Source organism: Hymenobacter cellulosilyticus (assembly GCF_022919215.1).
GTDB lineage: Bacteria > Bacteroidota > Bacteroidia > Cytophagales > Hymenobacteraceae > Hymenobacter > Hymenobacter cellulosilyticus.
The window spans coordinates 3,519,836-3,544,375 of record NZ_CP095046.1 but is presented as its reverse complement, the minus strand read 5'-3'; the positions used below and the strand labels follow the sequence as shown (position 1 = coordinate 3,544,375).

The following is a 24,540-nucleotide window of genomic DNA, read 5'->3' as shown; positions in this document are numbered from 1 at the left end:
TCGGAGCCTTTTTTACGCTCTTGCTATTTTGCTGTCTGCTTACCGTTGGCAGCGCTGAAATTTTTGTGGCAGCAGCTCGTTAGGCCCTGGTATTCGTCTACCCTTATGTCTAACCTTCCGTGTTTTGTGGCCGCCCTGAGCCTGTTGGTTTCCGTAGCTGATGGTCAGCAGCCAACTGCGGCCCGCCCAGCTACCCCAACCACGGCGGCTCATCCGTATGGCTGGCTGCCGGCTGGCTCCTACCAGACCCGGCAAACGTTAGCCCTGCGCTTTGCGCCCCCGGCTGGGGCTCAACGGGTGGCTGCCGCCCCAAACTCCTTTGCCCAATGGCTGCGCTATCTGCCTCTACAACCCGCCGGAGCGGCTGTGCACCTGCACAATGGCAAGCTGAAAACCCCGCAAACCGTACACGCCGCCGTGGTGCGCATCGATGTGGGGCCGCGCGACCTGCAGCAGTGCGCCGACGCCGTCATTCGGCTGCGGGGCGAATATCTGTTTAGCCAAAACCCGGACAAGGTGCACTTCCATTTGACCAGCGGGCACGACATCTGGTTTTCGGACTGGCACGCGGGCAAAGGTTTTACCGTAACTGGGGAGGAAGTAAAAGTCTCACCGAAAGCTGTGGAGCCCCCGACCCACCCGGTTTTTCGGCGGTACCTGGACCAGATTTTCACCTACGCTGGTACCCGTTCCATCGAGCGGGAAATGCAGCCCGTCGCCCTGGCTTCACTGCAGCCGGGGGACGTTTTTGTGCGGGGCGGCTCACCCGGCCATGCCGTGCTGGTGCTCGACGTGAGCGTGAACTCAAAGACCGGACGCAAGTATTTTTTGCTGGCCCAGAGCTATATGCCTGCCCAGGAAATCCACGTTTTGCGTAATCTGCAGAACCCAAAGCTGAGCCCGTGGTATGAGCTCAATGACCAAACAGTGCTCGAAACGCCCGAGTGGAGCTTTACCACCGACCAGCTGCGGCGGTTTTAACGCCTTGATGACCTACAATCTATGAAGCGAAAAATAGTGGTATTGACCGGGGCTGGTATCAGTGCCGAGAGCGGGCTGGCAACCTTCCGGGGCTCGGATGGGCTCTGGGAAGGGCACCGGGTGGAAGATGTAGCCTCCCCGGAAGGCTGGGCGCGCAACCCCGAACTGGTCCTGGAGTTTTACAACCAGCGCCGGGCCGCCGCCCGGGTCGCCCAGCCCAATGCCGGGCATCTGGCGCTGGTGGCCCTGGAGCAAGACTACGACGTGGTTATCATCACCCAAAACGTGGACGATTTGCACGAGCGGGCCGGCTCCAGCCGCGTGATTCACTTGCACGGCAAGCTGTTCGAGTCGCGCAGCACCCGCTTCGAGCATCTGGTGTACCCCATGACCGAAAACCGAATCGAGCTGGGCGACCGGTGCGAAAAAGGCCATCAGCTCCGGCCCAACATCGTGTGGTTTGGCGAAGCCGTGCCCCTGATGGAGCGAGCCATAGAGGAGACGGCCACAGCCGACATATTCATGGTGGTAGGCACTTCCCTGCAAGTGTATCCGGCGGCCAACCTGGTGCATTACACGCCTACCAACTGCCCTACCTACATCATTGACCCCAACCAGCCGGCCCTTAGCGCCCGGCCCAATCTGCACTTTGTGCCGGAGCCGGCTACCGTAGGCGTACCGCGGGTTGCAGCTGAGTTGTTAGCTCAGGCATCCGACTACCTTCTCTGATATGGCATCTGCTTTTGGGCACGCGCTGCTGGGCGCTACTTTAGGCAAACTCCTGCTGCCGGCCCGCTCCCACCGGCCCTGGTGGCTTTTGGCGGCCGCCTGCGCCGTGCTGCCCGACGCCGATGTGGTGGGCTTTACGTTTGGCGTGGCTTACGCTAGCCTGTGGGGCCACCGTGGCCTGAGCCATTCCATCCTGGCCGCCGTGGTACTAGCCTCAACACTGGTAGGGCTAGCCCGTCTGCTCCGCCCCCGCAACCAGCCGCCGGTGGGCCGACTATGGGCCCTGCTGTTTCTGGCTACAGTGTCGCACGGGGTGCTCGATGCCATGACGACGGGCGGACTGGGCGTGGCATTTTTAAGCCCCTGGGAGCCGCAGCGCTACTTTTTCGGCTTCCGGCCCATTCAGGTGTCGCCCATTGGGGTGAAACGCTTCGCCGGCGCGGCGGCTTGGCGGGTGTTGCGCAGTGAGGCCCTGTGGGTGGGCATTCCCTGTTTGCTGTTGTGGCTGGGGCAGCGGTTTTTGCGCCCCGCCCCGGCGAATACACCGCGCTGACGCACCCTGTCGAGGTTTCTTTCGTACAGTAGAGAATACACTCTATTCTACGATTCGCTTTCCTCATGCGAAAACCCTACCGTCTGCTCCTGGCAGCGCTGCTTACCACACTATCCGCTCCGCTGGCTGCCCAAAATCAGCCGGCCACGCACGCTGTTTATTTGTTGGGAAATACCGCCGGCGACGACGTTTCTGAAACCCATTTGCGGGCCCTGCGCCAGCAGCTGGAGCAACAGAAAGGTCCGTTTACCGTGGTTCACCTCGGAGATATTGCCAGCAACAAAGGCCTTAAAAAAGAGGCTGAAGCTCAAACCACCGCCCGGCTCGACCAGCTGATTGCCTTGGTGCAGGGTCTGCCCAACGGCCGCATCTACTTTGTGCCCGGCGACAAAGATTGGGACAACTCCGGCCCCGACGGCCTGAAGAAAGTGAAGCGCCTGGAAGCGTATATCGAGCAAAAGCTGCCCGGCCAAAATGCCTTTCTGCCCACCGGCGGCTGCCCCGGTCCCGAAATCATTGACGTGGCCCCCAACGTGCGGCTCGTGGCCATCAACTCCCCGTGGTGGACTCACCCCTACGACCGGCCCGAAGCGCCGGACACGGAGTGCAAGACCATGACCAAGGAGGAGTTCCGGGAGCAGCTGCAGGACGTGCTCGACGACACCAAGGGCAAAAACGTGCTGGTCGTGGGTCACCACCCGGTGGTAAGTAACGGCGTCTACGGCGGCCGGATTCCGCTGGGCCGCCATCTGTTTCCGTTCGACAACCCCGTCCCGTTGCCCGTATTTGGCTCAGTGTACGCCGCTTACCGCCAAAACGTGGGCACCCCGCGGGATATAGCCAACCCCGCCTACAGCGACCTGCGCAAGAACATGCTCAGTACGCTAAAGGAAAACCCCGGCGTAGTCTATGCCGCCGCCCACGACTACAGTCTGCAGCTTACTCGCTTTGAAGACAACTACCACGTGGTATCGGGCAGCTTTGCCGAAAAAGAGCACGTTGGCTCCAATTCCCGGGCCATGTACAACAAGGCGGAAGAAGGCTTCTCCCGCCTCGATTACTACGCCGACGGCACCGTCAAGTCCGCCTTCTTCACCTTCGCCAAGGACGGCGCTACTGCCCAGGAAAGCTACACTGCCACGCTGTTCCAATCGGCCTGCACCGAGCCCCGCCTGCCCAACGTGCCCGTCAATGCCTTTATTCCGGAGTGCCCCACGGCCCCCAAAGGCGTGGCCAACCAGAAGCCCGATGCTCCTTTTCAACCCACGGTGACATTGGCCCCCGGCCCGCAATACACGGCCGGGCCCGGCAAGCGGTTTTTCCTGGGGCCGCTGTACCGCTCTTCCTGGACGCAGCCGGTGGAAGTAAAAACCTTGGACCTGACCGCCGAGAAAGGCGGACTGCGCATCTTCGGCAAGGGCGGCGGCCGGCAGACGACTTCGGTTAAGCTCATTGCCGCCGACTCCTCGGAGTACGTGTTTCGCTCGGTAGATAAGGACGTGACCCGCATTCTGCCGCCCGAGCTGCGCAACTCCATTGCCGCCGATGTGCTGCGCGACATTACGCCCACGGCCCACCCCTACTCGGCCTTGGTTACGGGCTCCCTGCTCGACCAGACCGATATTCTGCACGCCCGGCCCCGGCTCTTTGTATTGCCCGACAACAACCAACTTGGCCCCTACCGGGCCGATTATGCTGGCCTGCTCGGTACGCTGGAAGACCGGCCCGTGGACCCCAAGCCCAACCTGCCCGGCTTTGGCGGGGCTGATGAAGTACGCCGCTCGTTTAGCTTTTTCCGCCAGCTCTATAAAGACCACGACAACCAGGTCGACGCTATGGCCCTGGGCAAAGCCCGCGCCTTCGACATGCTGGTGGCCGACTTTGGCAAGCACGAAGACAACTGGAAATGGGCCGGCTACAAGCAAGGCAAAAAAACCGTTTTCCGCCCCATTCCCCGCGACCGGGACCAAAGCTTTACCCTCTGGAACGGCTTGCTCACCTACATTGCCAACCGTGAATGGGCCGTGCCTAGCATTGAGGACTTCCAGGAAGAGTTCCACGACCTGGAAAGCCTGAACTGGCCCGCCCGCCACCTCGACCGGTTTTTGCTGCAGTCCATGACCCGAGAGCAGTGGCAGCAGGTGGCCAAGTATATGCAGGAAAAGATTACGCCCGCGGCCATCGACCAGGCCACGGCCCAGCTGCCCAAGGAAGTACAGCCGATTTCGGGCACCGACCTGAACCGCAAGCTCAAGGCCCGAATTCAGGAGTTGCCCAAGGCGTTGGACGAATACTACCTGATGCTGGCCAAGCGCGTCGACGTGGTAGGCTCCAACAAGGCCGAGGTATTCCAGGTAACCCGCCTCGACGACGGCAAGGTACGGGTGCAGATGTTCGACAAAGCCAAGGACTCCGACCAGGCCAACGGCGAGGCCCTGTTTGACCGCACCTTCGACCCCAAGGAAACCGACGAAGTAGCGCTCTACGGCCTCGACGGCAAGGACATTTTCACCGTGACGGGCTCGGCCCGCAAAAGCGTGCTGGTGCGCGTTATCGGCGGCGACGGCAAAGACCAGATTACGGACGAGTCCCGCGTGAGCGGGCTGCGCACCAAAACCAAGGTATACGACCTGGCCGATACCCAACTGAAGCTGGGCAAGGAAAGTGACAACCGCACTTCCGACAAGCTGACCGTGAACCGCTACGACCGCGAAGCCTTCGAATACGACGGCTACAACCCGCGTGCTACCCTGATTTATAACCAGAGCGACGGGTTCGGGGCCGGGGCTGGCTTCGACATCGTGCGCCAGGGTTTCCGCAAGCCCGATTATAAGAACCTCTACGGTTTCGACGTGCAGGGCTCGACCAACGGCAACTTCCAGGTAGCCGTGAATATGCGCCACCGCCACGCCATCAAGGACTGGGATATTGGAGCCCGCGCCGAATACGGCAACTACTTCCAGTTCTACAACTTCTTTGGCCTGGGCAACAACACGACCAAGGACGAAGGACTCTACGACGCCAACTTTTACAAGGCCCGCTACAAAGGCTACATCGGCAGCGTGTTTACTGAAAAGGTCTTCCTCAACCGCAGCATCTTCCGCTTTGGCCCGACCTACGAGCAGTACCAGTCCAACTTTACGGAAAACAGTTTGCTCGGCGAAAACAACACCCAGCAGCCCCTGCCCACCGACCGGCGCCCGAATACGGCTTTCCAGCGCCTGCTGGGTTTGAATGCCTTGCTCGACCTGGACCTGCGCGACCGGCAGACCTTCGCCCGACGGGGTTTCCGCCTGCGGGCCCAGCACGACAGCTACCACCAGCTCAACCGCACCGAGGGTAATTTTGGCCTCACCCAGCTGTTTGGCGAGTACTACGCCACGGCCCGCCTGGGCATTCCCGTCACGTTTGTGGTGAAAGGCGGCGGAGCCAAAAACTATGGCAACGACGACGAAATTCCGTTCTACAAGTTTACCAGCCTGGGGCAGCGCGAAAACCTGCGCGGCTACTACCGCAACCGTTTTACCGGTGACGCCAGCGCTTATATCAACACCGAAGTACGGCTGGCCCTGGGCCGGGTGCGCAACAACTTCCTTCCCTTCTCGTACGGCATTTTCGGTTTCTACGACCAGGGACGAGTCTACTTCAAAGGTAACTCACCCGGCGGCTGGCACGCCGGCTACGGCGGGGGCTTCTACATTGCCCCCGTCACCGACCAGCTGGCCCTGTCTATTTCCATTCAAAACTCCGAGGAGCAAACGGCCCTGTTACAGTTTGGCGTCGGCTTCCGGATCGATCAATAGTTAAGTTGTCCATACTAAGCCCGGTCTACTAAGGCCGGGCTTTTTTATGCCGTTTAGGTGCCTCTCCAATCAAAACCGCAGGATATGCCGTACTATTCGGCTAGCCTACTTTTGGCAAACCTGTATCTTTGGCCTCTCCTTTCACTCTCTTCTCTCCGCCGCATGAATTATCCGCTTCTGAAACTGGCTGCTATTGATATTGGGTCGAATGCTGTACGGTGTCAGATTTCAGCGGTGTTGCACTACGGCGACCGGTACCGGCTCAAGCGCGTCGAGTACGTACGCTACCCCCTGCGCCTGGGCGAAGACGTGTTTGCCACCGGCCGCATTTCCCCGGCCCGGGAAGACAAATTCGTCAAGTTTCTGCACGCCCTGAAGCTGCTGATGGAAGTGCACGACGTGGCTCATTACCTGGTGTGTGCTACCTCAGCCATGCGCACGGCCGCCAACGCGCCCGAAATCGTGGCCCGGGTGCAGAAAGAGCTCAACATGCCGATTCAGGTAATCGACGGGCAGGCGGAAGCGGCGTACATCAACCGCGTAATCGAGCACCTGCTCGAAGACAACAAGCACTACCTGCACATCGACGTGGGTGGGGGCAGCACCGAGTTTAATATCTACCACGACCGGCGCAAAGTGGCTTCGCAGTCGTTTGAGGTCGGCTCCATCCGGCGCATGCAGCAGGAAGAAAGCGGCGTATCGAGCGACGCGCTGAACGGCACCTGGCAGCGCATGGAAGACTGGGTCAAGGAAAACGGCCGCAAATACCACGTCACCCGCGCCATCGGCACCGGCGGCAACATCAACAAGCTCTACAGCCTGGCCCAGCCCTCGCTTGACAAGCCCGTCACGCGCCGTCGTATTGCCACCATTCTGAATAATCTGAGCAAGATGACGATGGATGAGCGCGTAAACGTGGCCATGCTCAACCCTGACCGCGCCGACGTCATCGTGCCCGCCGGCCAGATCTACCTCTCGGCTATGGAGTGGTCCAACATCACCCAGATGATTGTGCCCGATATCGGCCTCAAGGACGGCATGCTGCAAACCCTGTTCGAGCAGCACTTCGACGAAATCGACCCGCTCAACCAACACGCCGACCACTTGCCCCTGGCTACCGTGCCGAGCCGCACCAACGGCATGGAATAAACAAAAAGGCCCGTAGCGCTAGCGCTACGGGCCTTTTTGCTACATGTACTAGCGCACCAGTTCTCACGAATTGGCGAAGTCGGCTTTTTCGTCGGGCTCTCCTTCTACCAGAGCCTGCACAATGGAAACCTCCTGGGCTGCTTGCTCCGTCAGCTCGTCTTGCTCCTCTTCCTGGGCTTCGGCGCAGGCTTCCGCCAGTTCATTGGCTTCCTCTTCGGCCAGAGCCGCGGCATCGTCGGCCTCCTGCTGATTGCGGCGGGTTTGCTGAAAGAGCAGGTGCAGCAGGCCCTCGGGGTAGCGGCGGCCAGGCGCTCCTCGTCGCGGCGGTAGAAGTCGCGGTGCACGTTAACAATTAGCTCATTTTCAGCCGGCCGGTTGCGTACGTAGGCCCCGTCTTCGCGCATGAGGTAGGAATTCTGATTATCCAGCAGATTGAGCATCAGAATGCTGATGGCCTCACGCTTGAGCTGGGGGTTCATAATCAGGAACAGTGCCTCAATGCGCCGGTCGAAGGAGCGCACCATAATGTCGGCCGAGCCGGCGTACACCTTCGGATTACCGGCCTGGTGGAAGTAAAACAGGCGGGAGTGCTCCAGCAGGTCGCCCACAATGCTGCGCACCTCGATATTTTCGCTGAGCCCAGGGCGGCCCGGCCGCAGGCAGCAGATACCGCGCACTACGAAGCGAATCGGCACACCCGCTTTGGAAGCTTTGTAAAACTCGTCGATGAGTTCCTTGTCTTCCAGAGAGTTCATCTTCATTACGATGCCGCTGGGCAGGCCTTTCTTGGCATTGCGGACTTCCTCCCGAATCAGGTGAATAATCTGCTGGCGCATGTCTTTGGGCGCCGTAATCAGATATTCGTAGTCGTCGGGCTGGGAGTGCCCGGTAATTACGTTGAAGAATTCCGATACGTCGTGGCCGTACACGTCGTTGGTAGTGAGCAGGCTCACGTCGGTGTAAATCTTGCTGGTCTGCTCGTTGTAGTTGCCCGAGCCGATGTGCACGTAGCGCGTCACCTTCTCCCCTTCCTTGCGGATGATCATGAGCATCTTGGTGTGCGTCTTGTACTTGCTCACCCCGTAAATCACGAAGCAGCCGGCTTTTTCCAGGCGGGAGCCTTCCCGGATGTTGCGCTCCTCATCAAAGCGGGCCTTCACCTCAAACAGCACCGACACGTGTTTGCCGTTTTCAGCCGCCTTGAGCAGGGCCGCCGTCACGCGGGAGTCGTCAGCCAGGCGGTAGATGGTCTGCTTGATGCCCAGCACGTGCGGGTCCTCAGCGGCCTGCTCGAGCAGGCGCACCACCGGCTCAATGCTGTTATAGGGGTGATGCAGCAGTACGTCGTGGTGCTTGAGGAACTCAAACAGGTTTTCCTCGGCGCCGTCGGGCAAGCTCAGGGGCGTTACGGGGGCAGGCTGCCGCGTCGACTTACCGCGGAAGTTAGGGTGCTTCAGAATCTGCAACAGACCCTTCATGTCTATCAGGGAGTTGATGACGAACACGTTGCCGTTGTCAATCTTCCAGCGCTCCTTGAGCACGGCCATCATCACCGGGAAGCGTCGCTTTCAACTTCCAAACGAACCACCCGGCCCTTCTTGCGGGTTTTAAGGCCCACCTGAATTTCCTTGATGAAGTCTACATCAATATCATCCGACTCTTCCAGCGTAAAGTCGCCGTTTCGCGTAATCCGGAACAAGTCGGCCGACACGATTTCTACGTTGCGGAACAGCTTGGGCAAGTTGGCCCGCACGATTTCCTCAATCGGGACGAAGATGACTTTATCCTTGCGCGTAAGCTCAAAGAAGCGCGACAGGTTCTGCGGAATCTGCACGAAGGTGAGCCGCTCGTGGCCGTTGTCCATCACGCTGTCGGGGCCGGTGCGCGTCACCACGCCGAAGATGAGCATCTGGTTCATCATCAGCGGGAACCCGTGGTAGGAGTCGTACACCATCGGGGTGAGCAGCGGGAAGATGGTGTTCTTGAAGTAGCCATCGGCCTTCTTCAGTTCGAGCTCCGTCAGCTCACTCATGCGCAGAATATTGAAGCCCGCCTTCTCAAACTGGGGCTTCAGCTCATTCTGGTACGTCAGCGACTGGTCGTTGGTAAACCGGTGGGCAAAATCGAGCAGCTTGCGCCGAAACGGCAGCTCCCGCAGCCCGGAATAGTCAACGCGCTCCTTGCCGTAGTCGAGGTAGTTGTACAATGAGCCCACCCGAATCATGAAAAACTCGTCGAGGTTAGACGAGGTAATGGCCAGAAACCGAAGGCGGTCAAACAGGGTCCGGTTGGTATCCTTAGCCATATCCAGCACCCGATAGTTGAACCGCAGCCAGCTTAGGTCCCGGCTGATGTACTTGCTTTTGCGAATGAGGTCGGCGGATTTGAATAATTTCATGGCTAGGCGGTAATTCGGGCTAAGATACGCAGTTGAGTTGCGCAAAGGCGTATTTTGGGGTTAGGAAATAATGGCCGTGGCCTCGATTTCGACCAGCAGGCGGGCATCAATCAGGGCTTTCACCTCCACCATCGTCGCCGCGGGCCGGATAGTGGCGAAAAACTCCCCGTGGGCTTTTCCAATTTCCTCCCACTGGCTGATATCGGTGGTAAAGATGCGGGTCCGGACGACATCGTTTAGGGAAGCTCCAGCCGTCGTTAGGGTTTCGGCTATTTTCTCCAGGACCCGCCGGGTTTGCTCGTAGGCGGTGGTGCCCGTTACCGAGTCGCCATCCTGGGCCGTGGTGCCAGCCACTTCTACCACGTTTCCCACGCGCACGGCTCTGGAATAACCCACAATACTTTCCCAGGGTGCTCCGGAAGCAATGTTCTGCCGCATGCTGTGTTAATTTACACCTTGGTATTTTGTTAGGTATGCGCAATAAAAAAGCCCGCATAAAGCGGGCTTTTCTACTGTTGGCTGCCTACACGTCCAGTTTGGCGTATTTGGCGTTTTTCTCGATAAAGTCGCGGCGGGGCGCTACTTCGTCGCCCATCAGCATGGCGAACAGGTGGTCGGCTTCGGCGGCCGATTCCACGTCCACGCGCTTCAGGGAGCGGGTGTCGGGCTGCATGGTGGTCGTCCAGAGCTGCTCGGCGTTCATTTCGCCCAAGCCTTTGTAGCGCTGCACGTTCACCGTTTCGGGCTTGCCCCGGCCCATTTCCTCCTGGGCATCCATCCGCTCCTGCTCGGTCCAGCAGTAGCGCTCTTCCTTGCCGCGCTTCACCAGATACAGCGGCGGCAGGGCAATGTAGATGTAGCCTTTGTCGACCAGCTCGCGCATGTAGCGGAAGAAGAAGGTCAGAATTAGGGTCCGGATGTGGGAGCCGTCGATGTCGGCGTCGGTCATGATGATGACCTTGTGGTAGCGGAGCTTGTCCAGGTTCAACGACCGGGTGCTGCTGCCATCGTCCTCGTCGGTCTTCTTCTCGAAGCTCACGCCAAGGGCCGTAATCATGTTCCGGATTTCCTCGTTCTCGTAGATGCGGTGCTCCTGGGCTTTCTCCACGTTCAGGATTTTACCCCGCAGCGGCAGAATGGCCTGGAAAGCGCGGTTGCGGCCCTGCTTGGCAGTACCACCGGCCGAATCACCTTCCACCAGGTACAGCTCACAGATTTCGGGGTCCGATTCGGAGCAGTCAGCCAACTTGCCGGGCAGGGAGTTGGAGCCCAGCACGGTTTTGCGCTGCACCATCTCGCGGGCTTTGCGGGCCGCAATCCGGGCCCGGGCCGCCAGAATCACCTTTTCAATGATGATGCGGGCTTCCTTGGGGTTTTCCTCCAGGTACTGGTTCAGAATTTCACCTACAACCGTATTTACTGCGCCGCTCACGTCGGAGTTGCCCAGCTTGGTTTTGGTCTGGCCTTCAAATTGGGGCTCCTGCACCTTCACCGAAATAACGGCGGTGAGGCCTTCGCGGAAGTCGTCGCCCTGAATCTCCACCTTGGCTTTTTCCAGCATGCCCGACTTGTCGGCGTAGGCCTTCAGGGTACGGGTCAAGGCCGAGCGGAAACCGGCTACGTGCGTGCCACCCTCGATAGTGTTGATGTTGTTGACGTAGCTGAAGATGTGCTCCTGGTACGAATCGTTGTACTGCAAGGCCACTTCCACCGGCGTACCACCCTTCTCACTGATAACGTGAATCGGGTTGGGCATCAGCACCTGCCGGCCGCTGTCGAGATATTGCACGAACTCGCTCAGGCCCCCTTCGGAGAAGAAAACTTCGCCCAGGAAGGAGTCGTCATCGTTTTTCTCCCGACGGTCGGTCAGGGTAATGCGGATGCCCTTGTTCAGGTAAGCCAGTTCCCGCAGGCGGTTGGCTACGGTTTCGTATTTGTAGACCGACTCAGTGAAAATCGTGTTGTCGGGCAGAAACTCTACCTGGGTACCGTGCTCCTCAGTGTCGCCGATTTCTTTCACCGGATACTGTGGCACACCGATTTTGTACTCCTGCTGGTAGATGTGGCCATTGCGGCGCACGGTTACCTTCAGGTCCTGGCTTAGCGCGTTCACGCAGCTCACGCCCACGCCGTGCAAGCCGCCGGATACTTTGTAGGAGTCCTTGTCGAACTTACCGCCGGCGTGCAGTACGGTCAAAACAACCTCCAGGGCCGAACGGCCTTCCTTCTGGTGGAAGTCCACGGGGATGCCGCGGCCGTTGTCCTTGACGGTAATCGAGTTATTTTCGTTGATGGTTACTTCAATCTGGTCGCAGTGACCGGCCAGGGCTTCGTCGATGGAGTTATCGACCACTTCCCACACCAGATGGTGGAGTCCTTTGATGCCCGTATCGCCGATATACATGGAGGGGCGCTTGCGCACGGCCTCAAGGCCTTCGAGTACCTGGATACTATCCGCGGAGTACTGATCGTCGGCTCTTTTCTCTTTCGTTTCGCTCATGTAAGACGCTATTATTTCAGCTTTCTACTAACATACAAAGATACCGATTTTATCCGGTTTTTGCCAGTTTTCGCGCTATTTAGCCGGGTGTAAAGCCAACTGTAAGAAGATGCCGCAGGATCATTGTTCTGAATGGAAAGACATTAAAAAAGCCCTCCCCAAATAATTGGGAAGGGCTTTTTTTTGGCTTATAAGAAAGACTACTCAATCACCAGCTTCTGCTGCGCCACACCGCTATCGGTACGCAGCTCCAGGGTGTAGAGGCCAGCCTTTTCCTTGCTCATGTCGACGGTAGCAACCTGCGAGGCAACGCTGGTAGCGTTCAGCTGCTGGTTCAGCACCTGACGGCCCAGGGCATCAAACACGCGAACGGTAGTGCCGGCCTTGATGCCCGAGCTCAGCTTCAGCTCAAATACGCCTGAAGTGCTGGGGTTGGGATATACCGACAGGCCCTTTTGCAGCTCCGAGTTCTTATTGGCAACGCCTAGGATGGTGGCAGAGGCTTTATATACACCACCAGCGCCGCTTCCATCAGTTTGCGCGCCAGCATAACCTGCTGTGCGGCTCGCGAAGTCTACCGTGGTGCGGTAGGTGCCGCGGTCAATGTCAATCCAGGTAGCACCATTGTCTCGGGAGTAAAAAGACCCTTGCGTAGCAAGAGTAGGCGTACCGGCTACGGTTGGGCCAACACTCACCAGCAGGTTGGTGCCGGGCACGTTGGTTACATCGTAACGGCCGAAGGTACCTGTGAACGTACGGGGCTGCCAGGTAGCACCGCCATCGGTTGTATAAATAACGTTGTTGCCAGTATGAGCAATACCGTTATTGGCATCGGTCATGGCAATGTGGCTAATACCACCCAAAAGGGTCGTAACTGGCGAAGCAGTCCAGGTCAGGCCACGGTCAGTCGACTTCAGAATACGCGCTGGCGCATTCTGGTTGGTAGAAGTCAAATGCTGGGTACCGGCCCAGATAGTGTTGCCAATAGCGGTGTAGGAACCTACCAGACCATATTCACCGGCATCGAGGGGAGCAGGCAAGTTGGAAGCTGGAACGCGCGTCCAGGTAGTGCCACCATTGCTGGTAGTCAGCACCTCGAAAGAACCGTTGGTAGGGTCACCAAGAGCTACACCATTATTGGCATCGAAGAAGTATACCCAGTTGGCAAACCCAGCGGGGCCTACAAACTGCGTCGAACTTGAGACTTTGGTCCAGGTGTTGCCCCGTCCGTGGTTTTTAGAATCTCACCGCCACCAGCGGCAACCGTGTTGAACTGGGTTACAAACGCCGTATTGCCATCAATGGCATGAAGGCCGCCGGCCTGAAAGGGGGACGTACCGTTTATGGAGTGAAACGTCCAGGTAGCTCCTCCGTTCGCGGTCTTAGAGAGGGTATTGGTAGTAGCTTCATCAGCATTTTCCTGGAGCAGCTGCCAGGCAACCTGGTCACTGACCGTATGCATCAGTACCGAAAAATATACGGGGGGCGTTTCAGGGTTCGCCGCCGTGTTCTGCAGTACCCACTGGGCCTGGGCCGAGAGGCCTACACTGCAAAAGAAAGCCAGGGGAGTAAGATTTTTTTCATTGGAAAAGAAAAGGTTAATGAAAGGGTAAAGACCAATAATGCTGCCTAAGGTGATACAGCGACTACGAAGATTCCAACATCTTCGCTGCCCAAGATAGACGTTTAAACGAAAAAAATCCATGCAGCCGCTTGCTTTAACCAAATTGCCGGAATATTCGAGCGTTTTAAAGGCAGCTAGCCAAGCTCCTTTCAGCTATTCAGGTGGATGGGTTTTATTATCTGCAGCCACTACAATTTACTTTCTAACTAAGCTTTTAGCTTGTAAACGGTCAGCATTTACCTTCCCGAAAGGTTAAAGCAATAATGAGGTTTAACCAAATCAACGGTAAGCCCAATCAGCTACATTAGATTTCTCACGGAGGATTTGTCAAGCGCGAATTCAGCTTGCTAGCTGGTTGCCTTCTAGGGTAAAACCCAGGAAGTGGCGCATGAAGGTGGGCGTGAGGAGCAGCGGCACCGACCCCATACACTTACCAGCCCTGCCCCTATAACCACAAAGCCCCGACGTTTCCAACGCCGGGGCTTTTTCCAGAAGCACTTAGCTTGGTCGCTCCAAAATCAATATTTATTTCTGCAATCGAGAAAATATATTTTGGCAGAGCCACTCTCCCAAGCCAGGCGTGCCAGAAGTGACGGCTAGAAAAGAAGAACTTTTTAGCACCTAGTCCTTTGGTGAGACAAGCGGCCTAGTTGCACGAACGACCGTATGGACCAAAAGCAAATGAGCCACCCAACCCGAAGGCTAAGTGACTCACCATCAATGCACCCCGTAAGAGATTCGAACTCCTGACCTACTGCTTAGAAGGCAGCCGCTCTATCCAACTGAGCTAACGAGGCAATTAAAAGCTTGAAAGTCAGGCAAAGGTAACGGAAGACTTTCTGCTTACAAAAAAAGGCCTTCTGAGCGAATCAGAAGGCCTTTATGTTTCAAACACTGAAACGGTTAACGTCGGGGTGGCAGGATTCGAACCTGCGGCCTCCTGCTCCCAAAGCAGGCGCGATACCGGGCTACGCTACACCCCGAAACAAACGGAGGTGCCCTCGGTGAGGAGAACAACCCGATGAAGGGAAACTTTCAGGCTTTTGGTGTTCCAAGGCCCTGAAAAACCTGTGGCGGAGAGAGGGGGATTCGAACCCCCGGTAGCCTTTAGAGCTACGGCAGTTTAGCAAACTACTGGTTTCAGCCACTCACCCATCTCTCCTAGACAAGTCCCTTATTGCTGTAAGGGTGTGCAAATATACGAGGAGAACGCAAAAACAAACCCTTCTGAGAAAAAAATCTTCATTTTCGGGCGTCTTGCGGCAATTGCCAGCAACCTATCTTTACGCCCTACCCCGGCCACGGGCCAGCGTTTCTGTATGAATCCTAACCAGTTGAGTTTAGAAGTAGCACGATGAATTGGGCCTATCCCCTTTCCTGGGCGGAGCTACTGGGAGCAATATTTTTTTTTATTTTGTACGTGGGGTACGCCCTGCGCACCCGCCGGCTGGCCGCTCCGCTCGAACAAAGAGGCTGGCACCTGGGCTGGAAGCTAGCCTTGCGCCTGCTGTATTTCCCCTGCTGCTGCTGGCCCTGCTGGGTCCGGCGTATGGTGTAACCCAGCAGCCGGTGCGCACGGCGGGCAAAGACGTCTGGCTGCTGGTGGACTTGTCGCGCTCCATGGATGCGGCCGACGTGGCTCCTACCCGGTTACAGAAAGTGAAGGCTGAGCTCAGCACTCTTATCAACCGATTCCAGGCCGACCGGCTCGGGCTGATTGTCTTTGCCGGTGACGCCGTAGTGCAATGCCCGCTGACTTACGACCAAAGCGCCCTGCAGCTCTTTGTAAATACGCTCCAGACAAATCTGGTTTCGGCCACGGGTACCGATTTGTCGCCGGCATTGGAGCTGGCCCTGGCCCGAATGAGTGCTACGCCCCAGGCAGCCGGCAGTCCGGCCCGCGTGACGGCCCTGGTGCTGGTGAGCGACGGTGAGGATTTCGGTGAAAACCTGGAGCCCACCCTGCGGGTACTGGCCCGCTCGGGTGCCCGACTCTATAGTATGGGCGTGGGCACGCTGGAAGGAGCGCGCCTGCCCCGCCCCACGGGAGCCGGCTACCTGCGGGATGCCCGCGGCCGGGAAGTCGTCAGCCGCCTGAACCCGGTGGCGCTGCGGCGCCTGGCGGAGCAAACCAACGGGCAGTATTTTGAACTAACGGACCGCCGCAATGAATTTCCGTTGTTGGTAAATGCCCTCAACCGGCTGGAAGGTCAGGCCGAGCAGGTACGCACGGTAGCCGTTGCCGACAACCGCTACCGTTACCCCTTGGCCCTGGCCTTGTTTCTACTGGCTCTCGACATCCTTCTTACCGTTAAAGTAATCCGCCCGTGAGGATCCTGCTTATAGTAGTGTTGCTGGCGCTGCCCAGTTGGGCTAGTCTGACCCGCATCCGGGACCGAAACCAAGCCGTGCAGCAGGCGGAAGCAGCCTATAGCCGGAAAGAATTTGCTCAGGCAGCCCAACTCTACCGCTACGCTATAGAGAAGCTCGGGGCTCAGGAAGAAGCTGTGCTCCTGAATGCGGGACATGCCTACGCCCGGGCTGGACAACCGGTGGCGGCCCGCACCTACTACGGGCGGCTGCTGACGAGCCCGGCGCCGGCGGTGCGCAGCATAGCCCGGCAGCAACTGGCTGTGCTGGCGGCCCAAAAGGGCGAATATGCCCAGGCCGTTGGATTGCTGCGCCAAGCGTTATTGGCGGACCCAGCCAATAAAAGTGCCCGCTACAACTACGAATTGCTGCGCGACTACCTGGCCCGCCGCCATAATGAGCCCAAAATGCCCCCGCCCGCGGAGCAGCAGGGCAAACCAGAAGAATCTTCGAAGCAGAACCAGCAGGAGCAGACGCGCCCCGGGCAGGACAAGCAAGGCCAGCTCAACGACCCAACCCAGCCCGAGGACCCGCGCAACAATGCCCAGCTACGCCCTGACCAGGCGGGCCAGCGCAACCCCAACCAGTCCAGCCCGGGTGCCGGCAAGCAGGCGGGAGAGAATTTCCAGCCCGGCAGCGGCCCTCAGCAGCGGGTGGCGCAGGGCAGCCAGCCCGGCAGCACCCGCGGCCTGGATTCGGGTACGGCGGCCGAGCCCAACGGTGCCCGGAGTCAGCAGGCCGGCAGCGAGCAGGCCTCCCTCAATGACACCCAGCTCCAGACTCAGCGGGAACGGCTCCAGCAAATGAATCTTAGTCAAGGGCAGGCGCGGCAGCTGCTGGATGCCCTGCGCACGGCCGAGGAGCAGTATCTGCAACAGATGCCGCGCCGCTCAACCCGAAAGCCCGACCCGAAAAAGCCCACCTGGTAACTCTCCAGGGAGGCGGAAACCACCCGGGCCTTCCGGAGGTTTTGCACTCGACCAGCCGCTTCAGGTAGCTGCAAGTCGAGCCTGGAAGAACCAGGCTGGCTGCAAGCAGCGCAATTCGTACTTTTGTTCGTCATACACCCAAACTCCCACCCTTTCTCTTTATGCAAATCAAGGAAGTATATATCATTTCGGCCGTGCGTACGCCCATTGGCAGCTTTGGCGGCAGCCTGGCCTCGTTGTCGGCTACCGACCTGGGCGCTGTTGCCCTGAAAGGTGCGCTGGAAAAAGCCGGCGTCGACGGCAAGGAAGTTGATCAGGTCATCATGGGCAACGTTATTTCGGCCAACCTGGGCCAGGCTCCGGCCCGGCAGGCAGCCAAAAAAGCCGGCTTGCCCGACACGGTAGAGTGCACCACCGTTAATAAAGTGTGCGCCTCGGGTACTAAGGCCATCATGTTTGCCGCCCAGGCCATCATGCTGGGCCAGTCGGAAGTAATTCTGGCCGGTGGCATGGAAAGCATGTCCAACGTGCCTTACTACCTCGACAAGGCCCGTTTCGGGGCCAAGTACGGCCACAGCCAGATGATTGACGGCCTGATGAAGGACGGCCTCTGGGACCCGTACAACGACTACGCCATGGGCAACGCGGCCGAGCACACGGCCAAGGAAATGGGCTTTACCCGTGAGCAGCAGGACGAGTTTGCCATTGAGTCGTACACCCGCAGCGCCAAAGCCGCCAAGGAAGGCAAGAAAAAAGACGAAATCGTGCCCGTAACCATCGAAAGCCGTGGCAAAACCACGGTTATCGAAGACGACGAGGAGTACCTGAAAGTGGACTTCACCAAAGTGGCTGGCTTGCGCCCCGCCTTTACCAAGGATGGCACCGTGACGGCCGCCAACGCCTCAACCCTGAACGACGGTGCGGCCGCCATCCTGCTCATGAGCAAGGAAAAGGCAGAAGCTCTGGGCGTGACGCCCATTGGCAAAATTCGCGGCTTCGCCGATGCCGAGCAGGCGCCGGAGTGGTTTACGACCTCGCCTTCCCTGGCTATTCCGAAGGCCCTGAAAAACGCCGGCTTGGACGCCAGTGAAGTAGATTACTACGAAATCAACGAGGCTTTCTCGGTGGTATCGTTGGCCAACAACAAGCTACTGAACCTGGAAGGCACCAAGGTAAACGTGTACGGCGGCGCTGTGTCCTTGGGCCACCCACTGGGGGCTTCGGGCGCGCGCATCGTGACCACGCTGCTGAACGTGCTCAAGAACGAGGGCGGCAAAATCGGCGTTACCGGCATCTGCAACGGCGGTGGCGGCGCTTCCAGCCTGGTTATCGAAAGAATGTAGCACCATCAACTCAGCAGGTTCGCCAGAACTCCCTGGGCTACTGGTAGTAGACGTTGTAAAAAGCCGCTCTTCAGCTAAGAGCGGCTTTTTATTTGCTATTTCGGTTTGGCAAACTAAAGTCCCCTGGCCTGGCGTTTGCTGGTTGGGCGGCGCTGACGGAGTTGGTCAGGCCGCTTTTTTCTCCTTACTGATGATAGTGAACAAGTTGTTTTTCTCTCGATTGGGGCTGCTGGCCACCACCCTTTTGCTTTCCGGCCACGCTGCCCAGGCCCAGAAGCTGCGCCGTCTGGTTTCCTATTTCGACTCGACCAATACCCAGAAGCGGGAAGTGTACTCGGCCCTGGTAGCAGGTGATACCGTGCTGGAAGGTCCTTACAAGCGTTTTTACCGCTCCGGTAAGCTCGAAGCCCAAACCCGGTACGCCGGCGGCAAGCGCGACTCAGCCTACGTCGAGTTTCATCCCAGCGGACAGCGGCGCCTGGAAGTAACCTACAGCCAGGGCACCCGCCAGGGCCCGTTCAAGACGTATTACGAGTCGGGCAAGGTGGCCCAGGAAGGCACCTACGACAATGACCAGCCCACCGGTACGCTGCGCTATTACCACCCGAGCGGGGAAATCAAGCTCGAAACCACGCTCAGCAACGGGCAGCCGGCCGGGGTGGTGCGCGAGCTGTACCCGACGGGCAAGCCCAAGGCCGAAATCAGCTACCAGAACGGGCAAGCCAACGGACCGGTGAAAACCTATTTCCCCAACGGGCAGCTGCAAAGCGAAGCCACCTTCAGCCGCGGGCTGCTGGCGGGTCCGTACAAAACCTACTACGACAACGGGCAGGTGGAAACCGAAGTACTGGCCGACCGCACCGGCCGGGGCAGCTACCGCAGCTACTACCGCTCGGGCAAGCTGCGCACCGAGGGCACCTACGTGGCGTCGGCCCTAACGGGGCGGGCCGTGAAAAACCCGCTCGGGGATGATTTGACCAAGCAAGCTCATCAGCTCACGGGCGGCACCGCCAACCTGGAAGGTCCGGCCAAGGCCTACTACGAAAGCGGGGCCGTAAAAAGCAAGATGACCTACCGCAACGGGGTGCTGGCCGGCACCCAGCAGGACTTCTATGAGTCGGGAAAGCCGGAGCAAACCATTGAGTACGCCAACCAGGGTCGGGACCGAAAAATCACGCTCTACTACGAGGACGGCATGGCCAAGGGGGAGCAGCAGTACAAGAACGGGCAGCCCAACGGCACCTGGCGCAGCTTCTACCCCGGTGGCAAGCAGGTGCAAACCCAGGAAATCTACGTCAATGGCAAGCTCAGCGGCGAAAAGCTGACCTATTACGACAACGGCGCGGTGCAAAGCAAGCTGACGTACGAAAACGGCCGTCCCGCTGGCATAGGCCGCGAATTTTACAGCTCGGGCAAGCTTAAGTCCGAAACGACCTACGTCAAGGGGCTTAAGGCGGGCGCCTTCCGGCAGGTGCGGGAAGACGGCACTCCGGAAATAACCGGTGCTTTTCGCAACAACAAGGAAACCGGCCTCTGGACCTACTACGGCCCCGATGGCAAAGCCGTGAGCAAAAAAGTCACTTTCCGGAATGGTCAGGAAGTAAAGCCGGCTAAATAGTCCTTGACTTGGGCTGGCTTATCAGCGCCGGCCTCCTATTTCTTCCTCGTCCTTTCTCTTTTTGAGAAGCGGCGAGGATTTTTTATTTATTCTAAATACGAGATATTCAATCTGTTAATCACTATTCAGAAGCGTGAATATAAAAAAAGTTCCGGCCTTAGGCAGCCCTTTGCGCTTGGTCGCCATCTTATTACCGTGATGCAGGCAATAGTGCATGAGCCGTCCTTCAAACTCCAATTTGTCGTGACTTTTCCCCTCTAAGTGCAAGGATTTTCAAGCAAATGAAAATAAATTTTAAAACTACCTTGCATCACATAGTACCATATGTTACCTTTGTCATGTTCTTCCACTCTGCCTAGCGGGGAAACGGCCTGAAAGCCGCTTCCGGACCTACCGCCACCAGAATTGCCCTGCCTTGTCGGGGCCCTGACCCTCAGCAGGTTGCATTAGCAGCCACTGTCCGGGCTTGAACTCCCTGCTTTTTGCGTTGCACCGGCTACTCGTCCGGAACAGAACCGCGGCTGTTTGGACGCGCATTGGCTGGCCTTTGTCTTCACCCTTGTCTTTCTGCCTTAGCTATGAAAACCTCCTTTGCTTTCCGTGCCCTCGCCGTGTTTATGTTCGTTGCCCTGCTGATTTCCGGCGTGCAGGGCTCATCCACTCCCACTGCACAGTCCGGCACCCTGACCGGCGTACTGCGGGATGCCGACACCCACGAACCCATTCCGGGTACCAATGTAGTCCTGGTAAGCGGGGGTAAGCAGCTGACCTGCAGCGCCCAAACCCGCGCCGACGGCACTTTCCGCCTGGCTAACGTGCCCTTCGGCAGCTATACCCTGCACACGACGGTGCTGGGGTATCAAATTCAGCAGCCCAAGGTGACCTTCAGCCCTAAGCAAGCCCACGTAGCCCTGGGTACCCTGAGCCTGCAGCCGATGAACTCCCAGGTTCTGGCCTTATCGGTGGCCCGGAAGTAACCATCTCTGGTTGGCGAAGTTACCCCGTTGTTGATCAACGATAAGTACCTGGTAGCTTGCTGTTTCCCTGGTTTCTATTTCAGTAGTACGCTTGCCTTTTTGGTTGGTCGCGGGTGCGGCTGCCCTTCACTTTCCAACATCACCTTCCTGAGCTATGAAAACTTCCCTGATTTCCCGTCTGAGCATGCTGGCCGTTGTATTTGGTTTGTCTGTTTCGGCTGCCACTGCCCAATCTACTCTCTACACGGAAGATGCCAAGCAGCCCGGCATGGGCTACTGGACCATCGAAACCGATGCAGCCCACCGCAATTACAGCATCGTGCGCTTTTACACGGTCAGTCACGAGAAAATCTACGAGGAACGCTTAGACGAGCTGTGTCTGGACCCTAGTAAAGGCACCACCGCCTGCCGGCGCACGGCCCGTAAGCTGAGCAATGCCCTGGTTCAGGTGCAGCGCACCCATAATACGTCCGTGATATCCAACGGGCTAGGCTTGAATCGCCGCGCCCAGCAGATTTACGCGGCCCGCTAGCTTAAATCCTGACTTTTCGCCTCCTCTTATTGACCGGCCGCGGGCTTGTTCCCCACAGCTCCGCGGCCGGCGGGGCATCGCCAGCTAGCCTGGCGGCTTTTTCACCTTCCGCCGCTGTGTGCGGCGTCTCCTACTTAATTGTTTTACAATCGGTTAGTCAAACCAATATCGTAAAACAATTATTTTTTTGAGAAGGTACCTTGCGTTACATAGTACCTTCTACTATATTTGTATCAGTAATTCGCTTCTCCCCTTTCCCTCGGCCTGCCCAGTTGGGGCAGCCCCAGCCCCGCCGCCTTTCCAGCGCTTTGCAGCACCTTCCTCGTGGCCCGCTTCTGTAGCGCCGCTCGTGGAAGAAGCAGGAAATCGCCGGCTTTCGAAAGGATTCTTTAGCCTTCAATACCTCCCTGCGCCAGGGAAGCCCAGCGGAACCGCGGCCGCCTGGATTGGCTTCGCCTTGCCCGGATTTTTCACTCACACTTCTTCTTGTCATGAACTTCTCCTCTGCTTTTAGCCGGGCGCTGCGGTGCCTGGGGTTGCTTGTTACGCTCCTGCCGCTGGGTTTGCGGGCCCAAAATACCGGTACTGCCCCTGGCTCGGTGGCCGGCACCCTGCTCGACAACAGCAACGGTCAGCCCCTGGCCTTTGCCTCAGTAGTACTGCTGCGGGCCCAGGATTCTACCTTCGTTAGCGGCAGTCAAACCGGCGAAAATGGCGCCTTCAGCCTGGAAAAAGTGGGCCTGGGCCAGTACCTGGTACGGGCTACCGTGCTGGGCTACAAGCCGCTGCGTAAGGCCGTGACCCTGACGACCGACGCCCCTAAAGTGCAGCTGGGCCCCTTGAAGCTGTTAAGCACTACCACCCAACTGGCGGGCGTGACGGTGCAGGGCGAACGGGCCGCCGTGGTCGACAACCTGGACAAAAAGGTAATTAACGTGGAGAAGGATTTGAGCAGCGTGGGCGGCACGGCCGTCAACGTGCTGCAAAATGTGCCCTCGGTGTCGGTTGACCAGAGCGGGACGGTGAGCATGCGTGGCAGCAGCAACATTACGGTGCTTATCGACGGCAAGCCCAGCGGAGCAGCCAACGGGGGCACCGGCACCCGCTTGGAGCAGATTCCGGCCAGCGCCATTGAGAAGGTGGAAGTGGTAACCAACCCCTCGGCCCGCTACGACGCGGCCGGCTCGGGTGGGGTTATCAATATCATCCTGAAAAAGCAGCGCAAAGACGGCTGGAACGGGCAGGCCATGGCTACCCTGGGCACGGCCGATAAGTACAACACCTCGTTGAGCCTGAACCGCCGCCGGGGCAAAGTGAACATGTTTGGCAGCTACAACGCCCGCGACGACCGGTACCGCCAGCAAAACGACGTGGACCAGACCGTGGTACTCGACAACCAGACGATTCTGCTGCACCAGGAAGGCCGGGGCCAGCGCCACGGCAGCTCCCACACCGGCCGCCTGGGCCTGGACTACACCATCAGCCCTGAGCAAAGCCTGACTTTCACAGCCGAGCCCCAGATCAACAAAGGCCTGAATACGGGCCGGCAGTCAGCGCTGCTGAACGGCGTGGCCCAGGATAACAGCCAGCGCGTAGTGGAAGACGTGAAAACCCTGGATATGTCGTCGGACTACCGCCGCACCTGGGCCCAGCACAAAGGCCGGGAGCTGAACGCCAATCTGGGCTACACCAACCTGTGGGCCGACGTGGTAGTAGGTCAGCAACTAACCAGCAACTCGGTGCCCGAGCCCGAGTGGAAGCAGGATCTGGGCGTGCGCCTGCAGGCCGTGTACGGGCAAGTAGACTACACCCACCCGCTCGACTCGACCAGCCGCGTAGACCTGGGCCTCAAGGGCCAGTGGCAGACCAACGACGGCACTTACGACTACCTGCTGCAGAACACCGACCAACCCTGGAATTACTCGCGCATCGACAACCGCTCGGTGGCCTACACCTTCCAGGAATACCTGCAGGCCGGCTACGCTACCTACCAGCTGCAGCGCGGCAAATGGAGCTACCAGGGCGGCGTACGGGCCGAGTACACCCACACCCAGGGCAACGTGCGGGGTGGTAAAGGCGCTTTCGACCTGAAATACCTGAACCTGTTTCCCTCGGCCACGGTGGTGCGCACCCTGCCCGGCGACCAGCGCGTGCAGGTGAGCTACGCCCGCCGCCTCAACCGCCCCAACTTTATGCAGCTGCTGGCTTTCCCGCTCTACCAGGACCAGCGCAGCTACCGCCTCGGCGACCCTAGCCTGCGGCCCGAGTACATCAACGCCTTCGAGCTGGGCCACCAGGTGTCGATGGGTGGGGCCAGCCTGAGCACCACGGTGTTTTACCGCCAGACCAACAACGCCATTCAGCGCATTCGCCAGGTGGACGAGGAAGCAACCCGGCTCAACGGCGCCGCCGGCGTGGTAACGGCCGAGCTAAACCGCAACTTCGGCCAGACCCGCAGCTACGGCCTGGAAATGAACCTCAACCAGCCCCTGGCCAAGTGGTGGCGCCTGACGGCCAGCGGCTCGCTGTTTCGCAACACGGTAACGGCCCTGGCCAACACCGAAGCCAGCCGCAGCAACCTGACCGGCACGGCCCGCCTAATGAACAGCTTTACGCCCCTGCCCAAGCTCGACGTGCAGGTAACGGGCACCTACCGCGCCGCCGTGATTACGCCCCAGGGCCGCCTGCTGCCCCAGGGCAACGTGGAAGTGGCCCTGCGCCAGAAGCTGTTCAACGACCGGGCGGCCCTCACGCTGCGGGTTAGCGACATCCTGAACACCCAGCGCCAGCGCATCGAGGCCTTCGGCGACAATGGCTACCGCGCTACTTACCTCAACAAGTACGAAACGCGCGTCGGCTACCTGGGCTTCAGCTGGTATTTCGGCTCCAACAAGCCCCCGAAAAAGATTGAATCGGCGCCCCAGGGCGGCGGTGGCGGCTTCGGCGGCTAAGCCTTGTGCCCGGTCCTTCTGAGCCTGGCTTGGAAGGACCGTGGCTGAAAGCTGGTCCTGCTCGGCACTGAGCAAGCCCCTGC

Annotated in this window: 16 protein-coding genes, 3 tRNA genes and 1 pseudogene; 12 read left to right on the top strand and 8 right to left on the bottom strand. The window is 58.7% G+C overall.

Annotated elements, in window-relative coordinates:
- Nucleotides 1–105 precede the first annotated feature (105 nt).
- From MUN79_RS17345 to MUN79_RS17325, 5 genes are all read left to right on the top strand, one after another.
- Nucleotides 106–981 carry a DUF4846 domain-containing protein gene (locus tag MUN79_RS17345; RefSeq protein WP_244673907.1) on the top strand — a complete coding sequence of 292 codons (876 nt, stop codon included), beginning with the start codon at nt 106–108 and terminating at the stop codon, nt 979–981.
- Between the two features lie 21 nt (nt 982–1,002).
- Nucleotides 1,003–1,710 (top strand): SIR2 family NAD-dependent protein deacylase, encoded by a 708-nt coding sequence (locus MUN79_RS17340; RefSeq protein ID WP_244673906.1) that lies wholly within the window; start codon nt 1,003–1,005, stop codon nt 1,708–1,710.
- A 1-nt stretch (nt 1,711) separates the two neighbouring features.
- Nucleotides 1,712–2,263: a metal-dependent hydrolase gene (locus tag MUN79_RS17335; RefSeq protein ID WP_244673905.1), complete on the top strand. Its 552-nt coding sequence runs from the start codon at nt 1,712–1,714 to the stop codon at nt 2,261–2,263.
- Nucleotides 2,264–2,328: 65 nt separating this feature from the next.
- A complete protein-coding gene (locus tag MUN79_RS17330) occupies nt 2,329–6,066 on the top strand; it encodes a metallophosphoesterase family protein (RefSeq protein ID WP_244673904.1) in 3,738 nt (1,245 codons plus the stop codon).
- A 162-nt stretch (nt 6,067–6,228) separates the two neighbouring features.
- Nucleotides 6,229–7,215: a Ppx/GppA phosphatase family protein gene (locus MUN79_RS17325; protein WP_244673903.1), complete on the top strand. Its 987-nt coding sequence runs from the start codon at nt 6,229–6,231 to the stop codon at nt 7,213–7,215.
- A 149-nt stretch (nt 7,216–7,364) separates the two neighbouring features.
- Here MUN79_RS17325 and ppk1 read toward each other — a convergent pair.
- From ppk1 to MUN79_RS17285, 8 genes and pseudogenes are all read right to left on the bottom strand, one after another.
- Nucleotides 7,365–9,613, bottom strand: a pseudogene (gene ppk1 / locus MUN79_RS17320) (polyphosphate kinase 1).
- A 60-nt stretch (nt 9,614–9,673) separates the two neighbouring features.
- Nucleotides 9,674–10,051: a RidA family protein gene (locus MUN79_RS17315; RefSeq protein ID WP_244673902.1), complete on the bottom strand. Its 378-nt coding sequence runs from the start codon at nt 10,049–10,051 to the stop codon at nt 9,674–9,676.
- 85 nt (nt 10,052–10,136) lie between these two features.
- On the bottom strand, nt 10,137–12,113 hold the full coding sequence (gene gyrB / locus MUN79_RS17310) for a DNA topoisomerase (ATP-hydrolyzing) subunit B (RefSeq protein ID WP_244673901.1): 1,977 nt from the start codon (nt 12,111–12,113) through the stop codon (nt 10,137–10,139).
- Between the two features lie 200 nt (nt 12,114–12,313).
- A complete protein-coding gene (locus tag MUN79_RS17305) occupies nt 12,314–13,207 on the bottom strand; it encodes a T9SS type A sorting domain-containing protein (RefSeq protein ID WP_244673900.1) in 894 nt (297 codons plus the stop codon).
- An 86-nt stretch (nt 13,208–13,293) separates the two neighbouring features.
- On the bottom strand, nt 13,294–13,818 hold the full coding sequence (locus MUN79_RS17300) for a beta propeller repeat protein (RefSeq protein ID WP_244673899.1): 525 nt from the start codon (nt 13,816–13,818) through the stop codon (nt 13,294–13,296).
- Between the two features lie 642 nt (nt 13,819–14,460).
- A tRNA-Arg gene (locus tag MUN79_RS17295) sits at nt 14,461–14,534 on the bottom strand.
- 112 nt (nt 14,535–14,646) lie between these two features.
- Nucleotides 14,647–14,720: transfer RNA gene (locus MUN79_RS17290), tRNA-Pro, on the bottom strand.
- A gap of 88 nt (nt 14,721–14,808) precedes the next feature.
- Nucleotides 14,809–14,899: transfer RNA gene (locus MUN79_RS17285), tRNA-Ser, on the bottom strand.
- Between the two features lie 407 nt (nt 14,900–15,306).
- Here MUN79_RS17285 and MUN79_RS17280 point away from each other — a divergent pair.
- From MUN79_RS17280 to MUN79_RS17250, 7 genes are all read left to right on the top strand, one after another.
- The gene (locus MUN79_RS17280; RefSeq protein WP_244673898.1) at nt 15,307–16,068 is read left to right on the top strand and encodes a VWA domain-containing protein; all 762 of its coding nucleotides are present in this window, start codon (nt 15,307–15,309) and stop codon (nt 16,066–16,068) included.
- Complete coding sequence (locus MUN79_RS17275; RefSeq protein WP_244673897.1) at nt 16,065–17,036, top strand: tetratricopeptide repeat protein; 972 nt, start codon at nt 16,065–16,067, stop codon at nt 17,034–17,036. The genes MUN79_RS17280 and MUN79_RS17275 overlap by 4 nt, the downstream gene beginning before the upstream one ends.
- 161 nt (nt 17,037–17,197) lie before the next feature.
- Entirely contained in the window at nt 17,198–18,379 is a 1,182-nt protein-coding gene (locus MUN79_RS17270; RefSeq protein WP_311136499.1) for an acetyl-CoA C-acyltransferase, read from the top strand.
- A gap of 190 nt (nt 18,380–18,569) precedes the next feature.
- Entirely contained in the window at nt 18,570–19,997 is a 1,428-nt protein-coding gene (locus MUN79_RS17265; protein WP_244673896.1) for a toxin-antitoxin system YwqK family antitoxin, read from the top strand.
- A 578-nt stretch (nt 19,998–20,575) separates the two neighbouring features.
- Nucleotides 20,576–20,974, top strand: coding sequence for a beta-sandwich domain-containing protein (locus tag MUN79_RS17260; protein ID WP_244673895.1), 399 nt, complete (start codon nt 20,576–20,578; stop codon nt 20,972–20,974).
- 154 nt (nt 20,975–21,128) lie between these two features.
- On the top strand, nt 21,129–21,506 hold the full coding sequence (locus MUN79_RS17255) for a hypothetical protein (protein ID WP_244673894.1): 378 nt from the start codon (nt 21,129–21,131) through the stop codon (nt 21,504–21,506).
- 491 nt (nt 21,507–21,997) lie between these two features.
- Nucleotides 21,998–24,457, top strand: coding sequence for a TonB-dependent receptor (locus MUN79_RS17250; RefSeq protein WP_244673893.1), 2,460 nt, complete (start codon nt 21,998–22,000; stop codon nt 24,455–24,457).
- Nucleotides 24,458–24,540 lie beyond the last annotated feature (83 nt).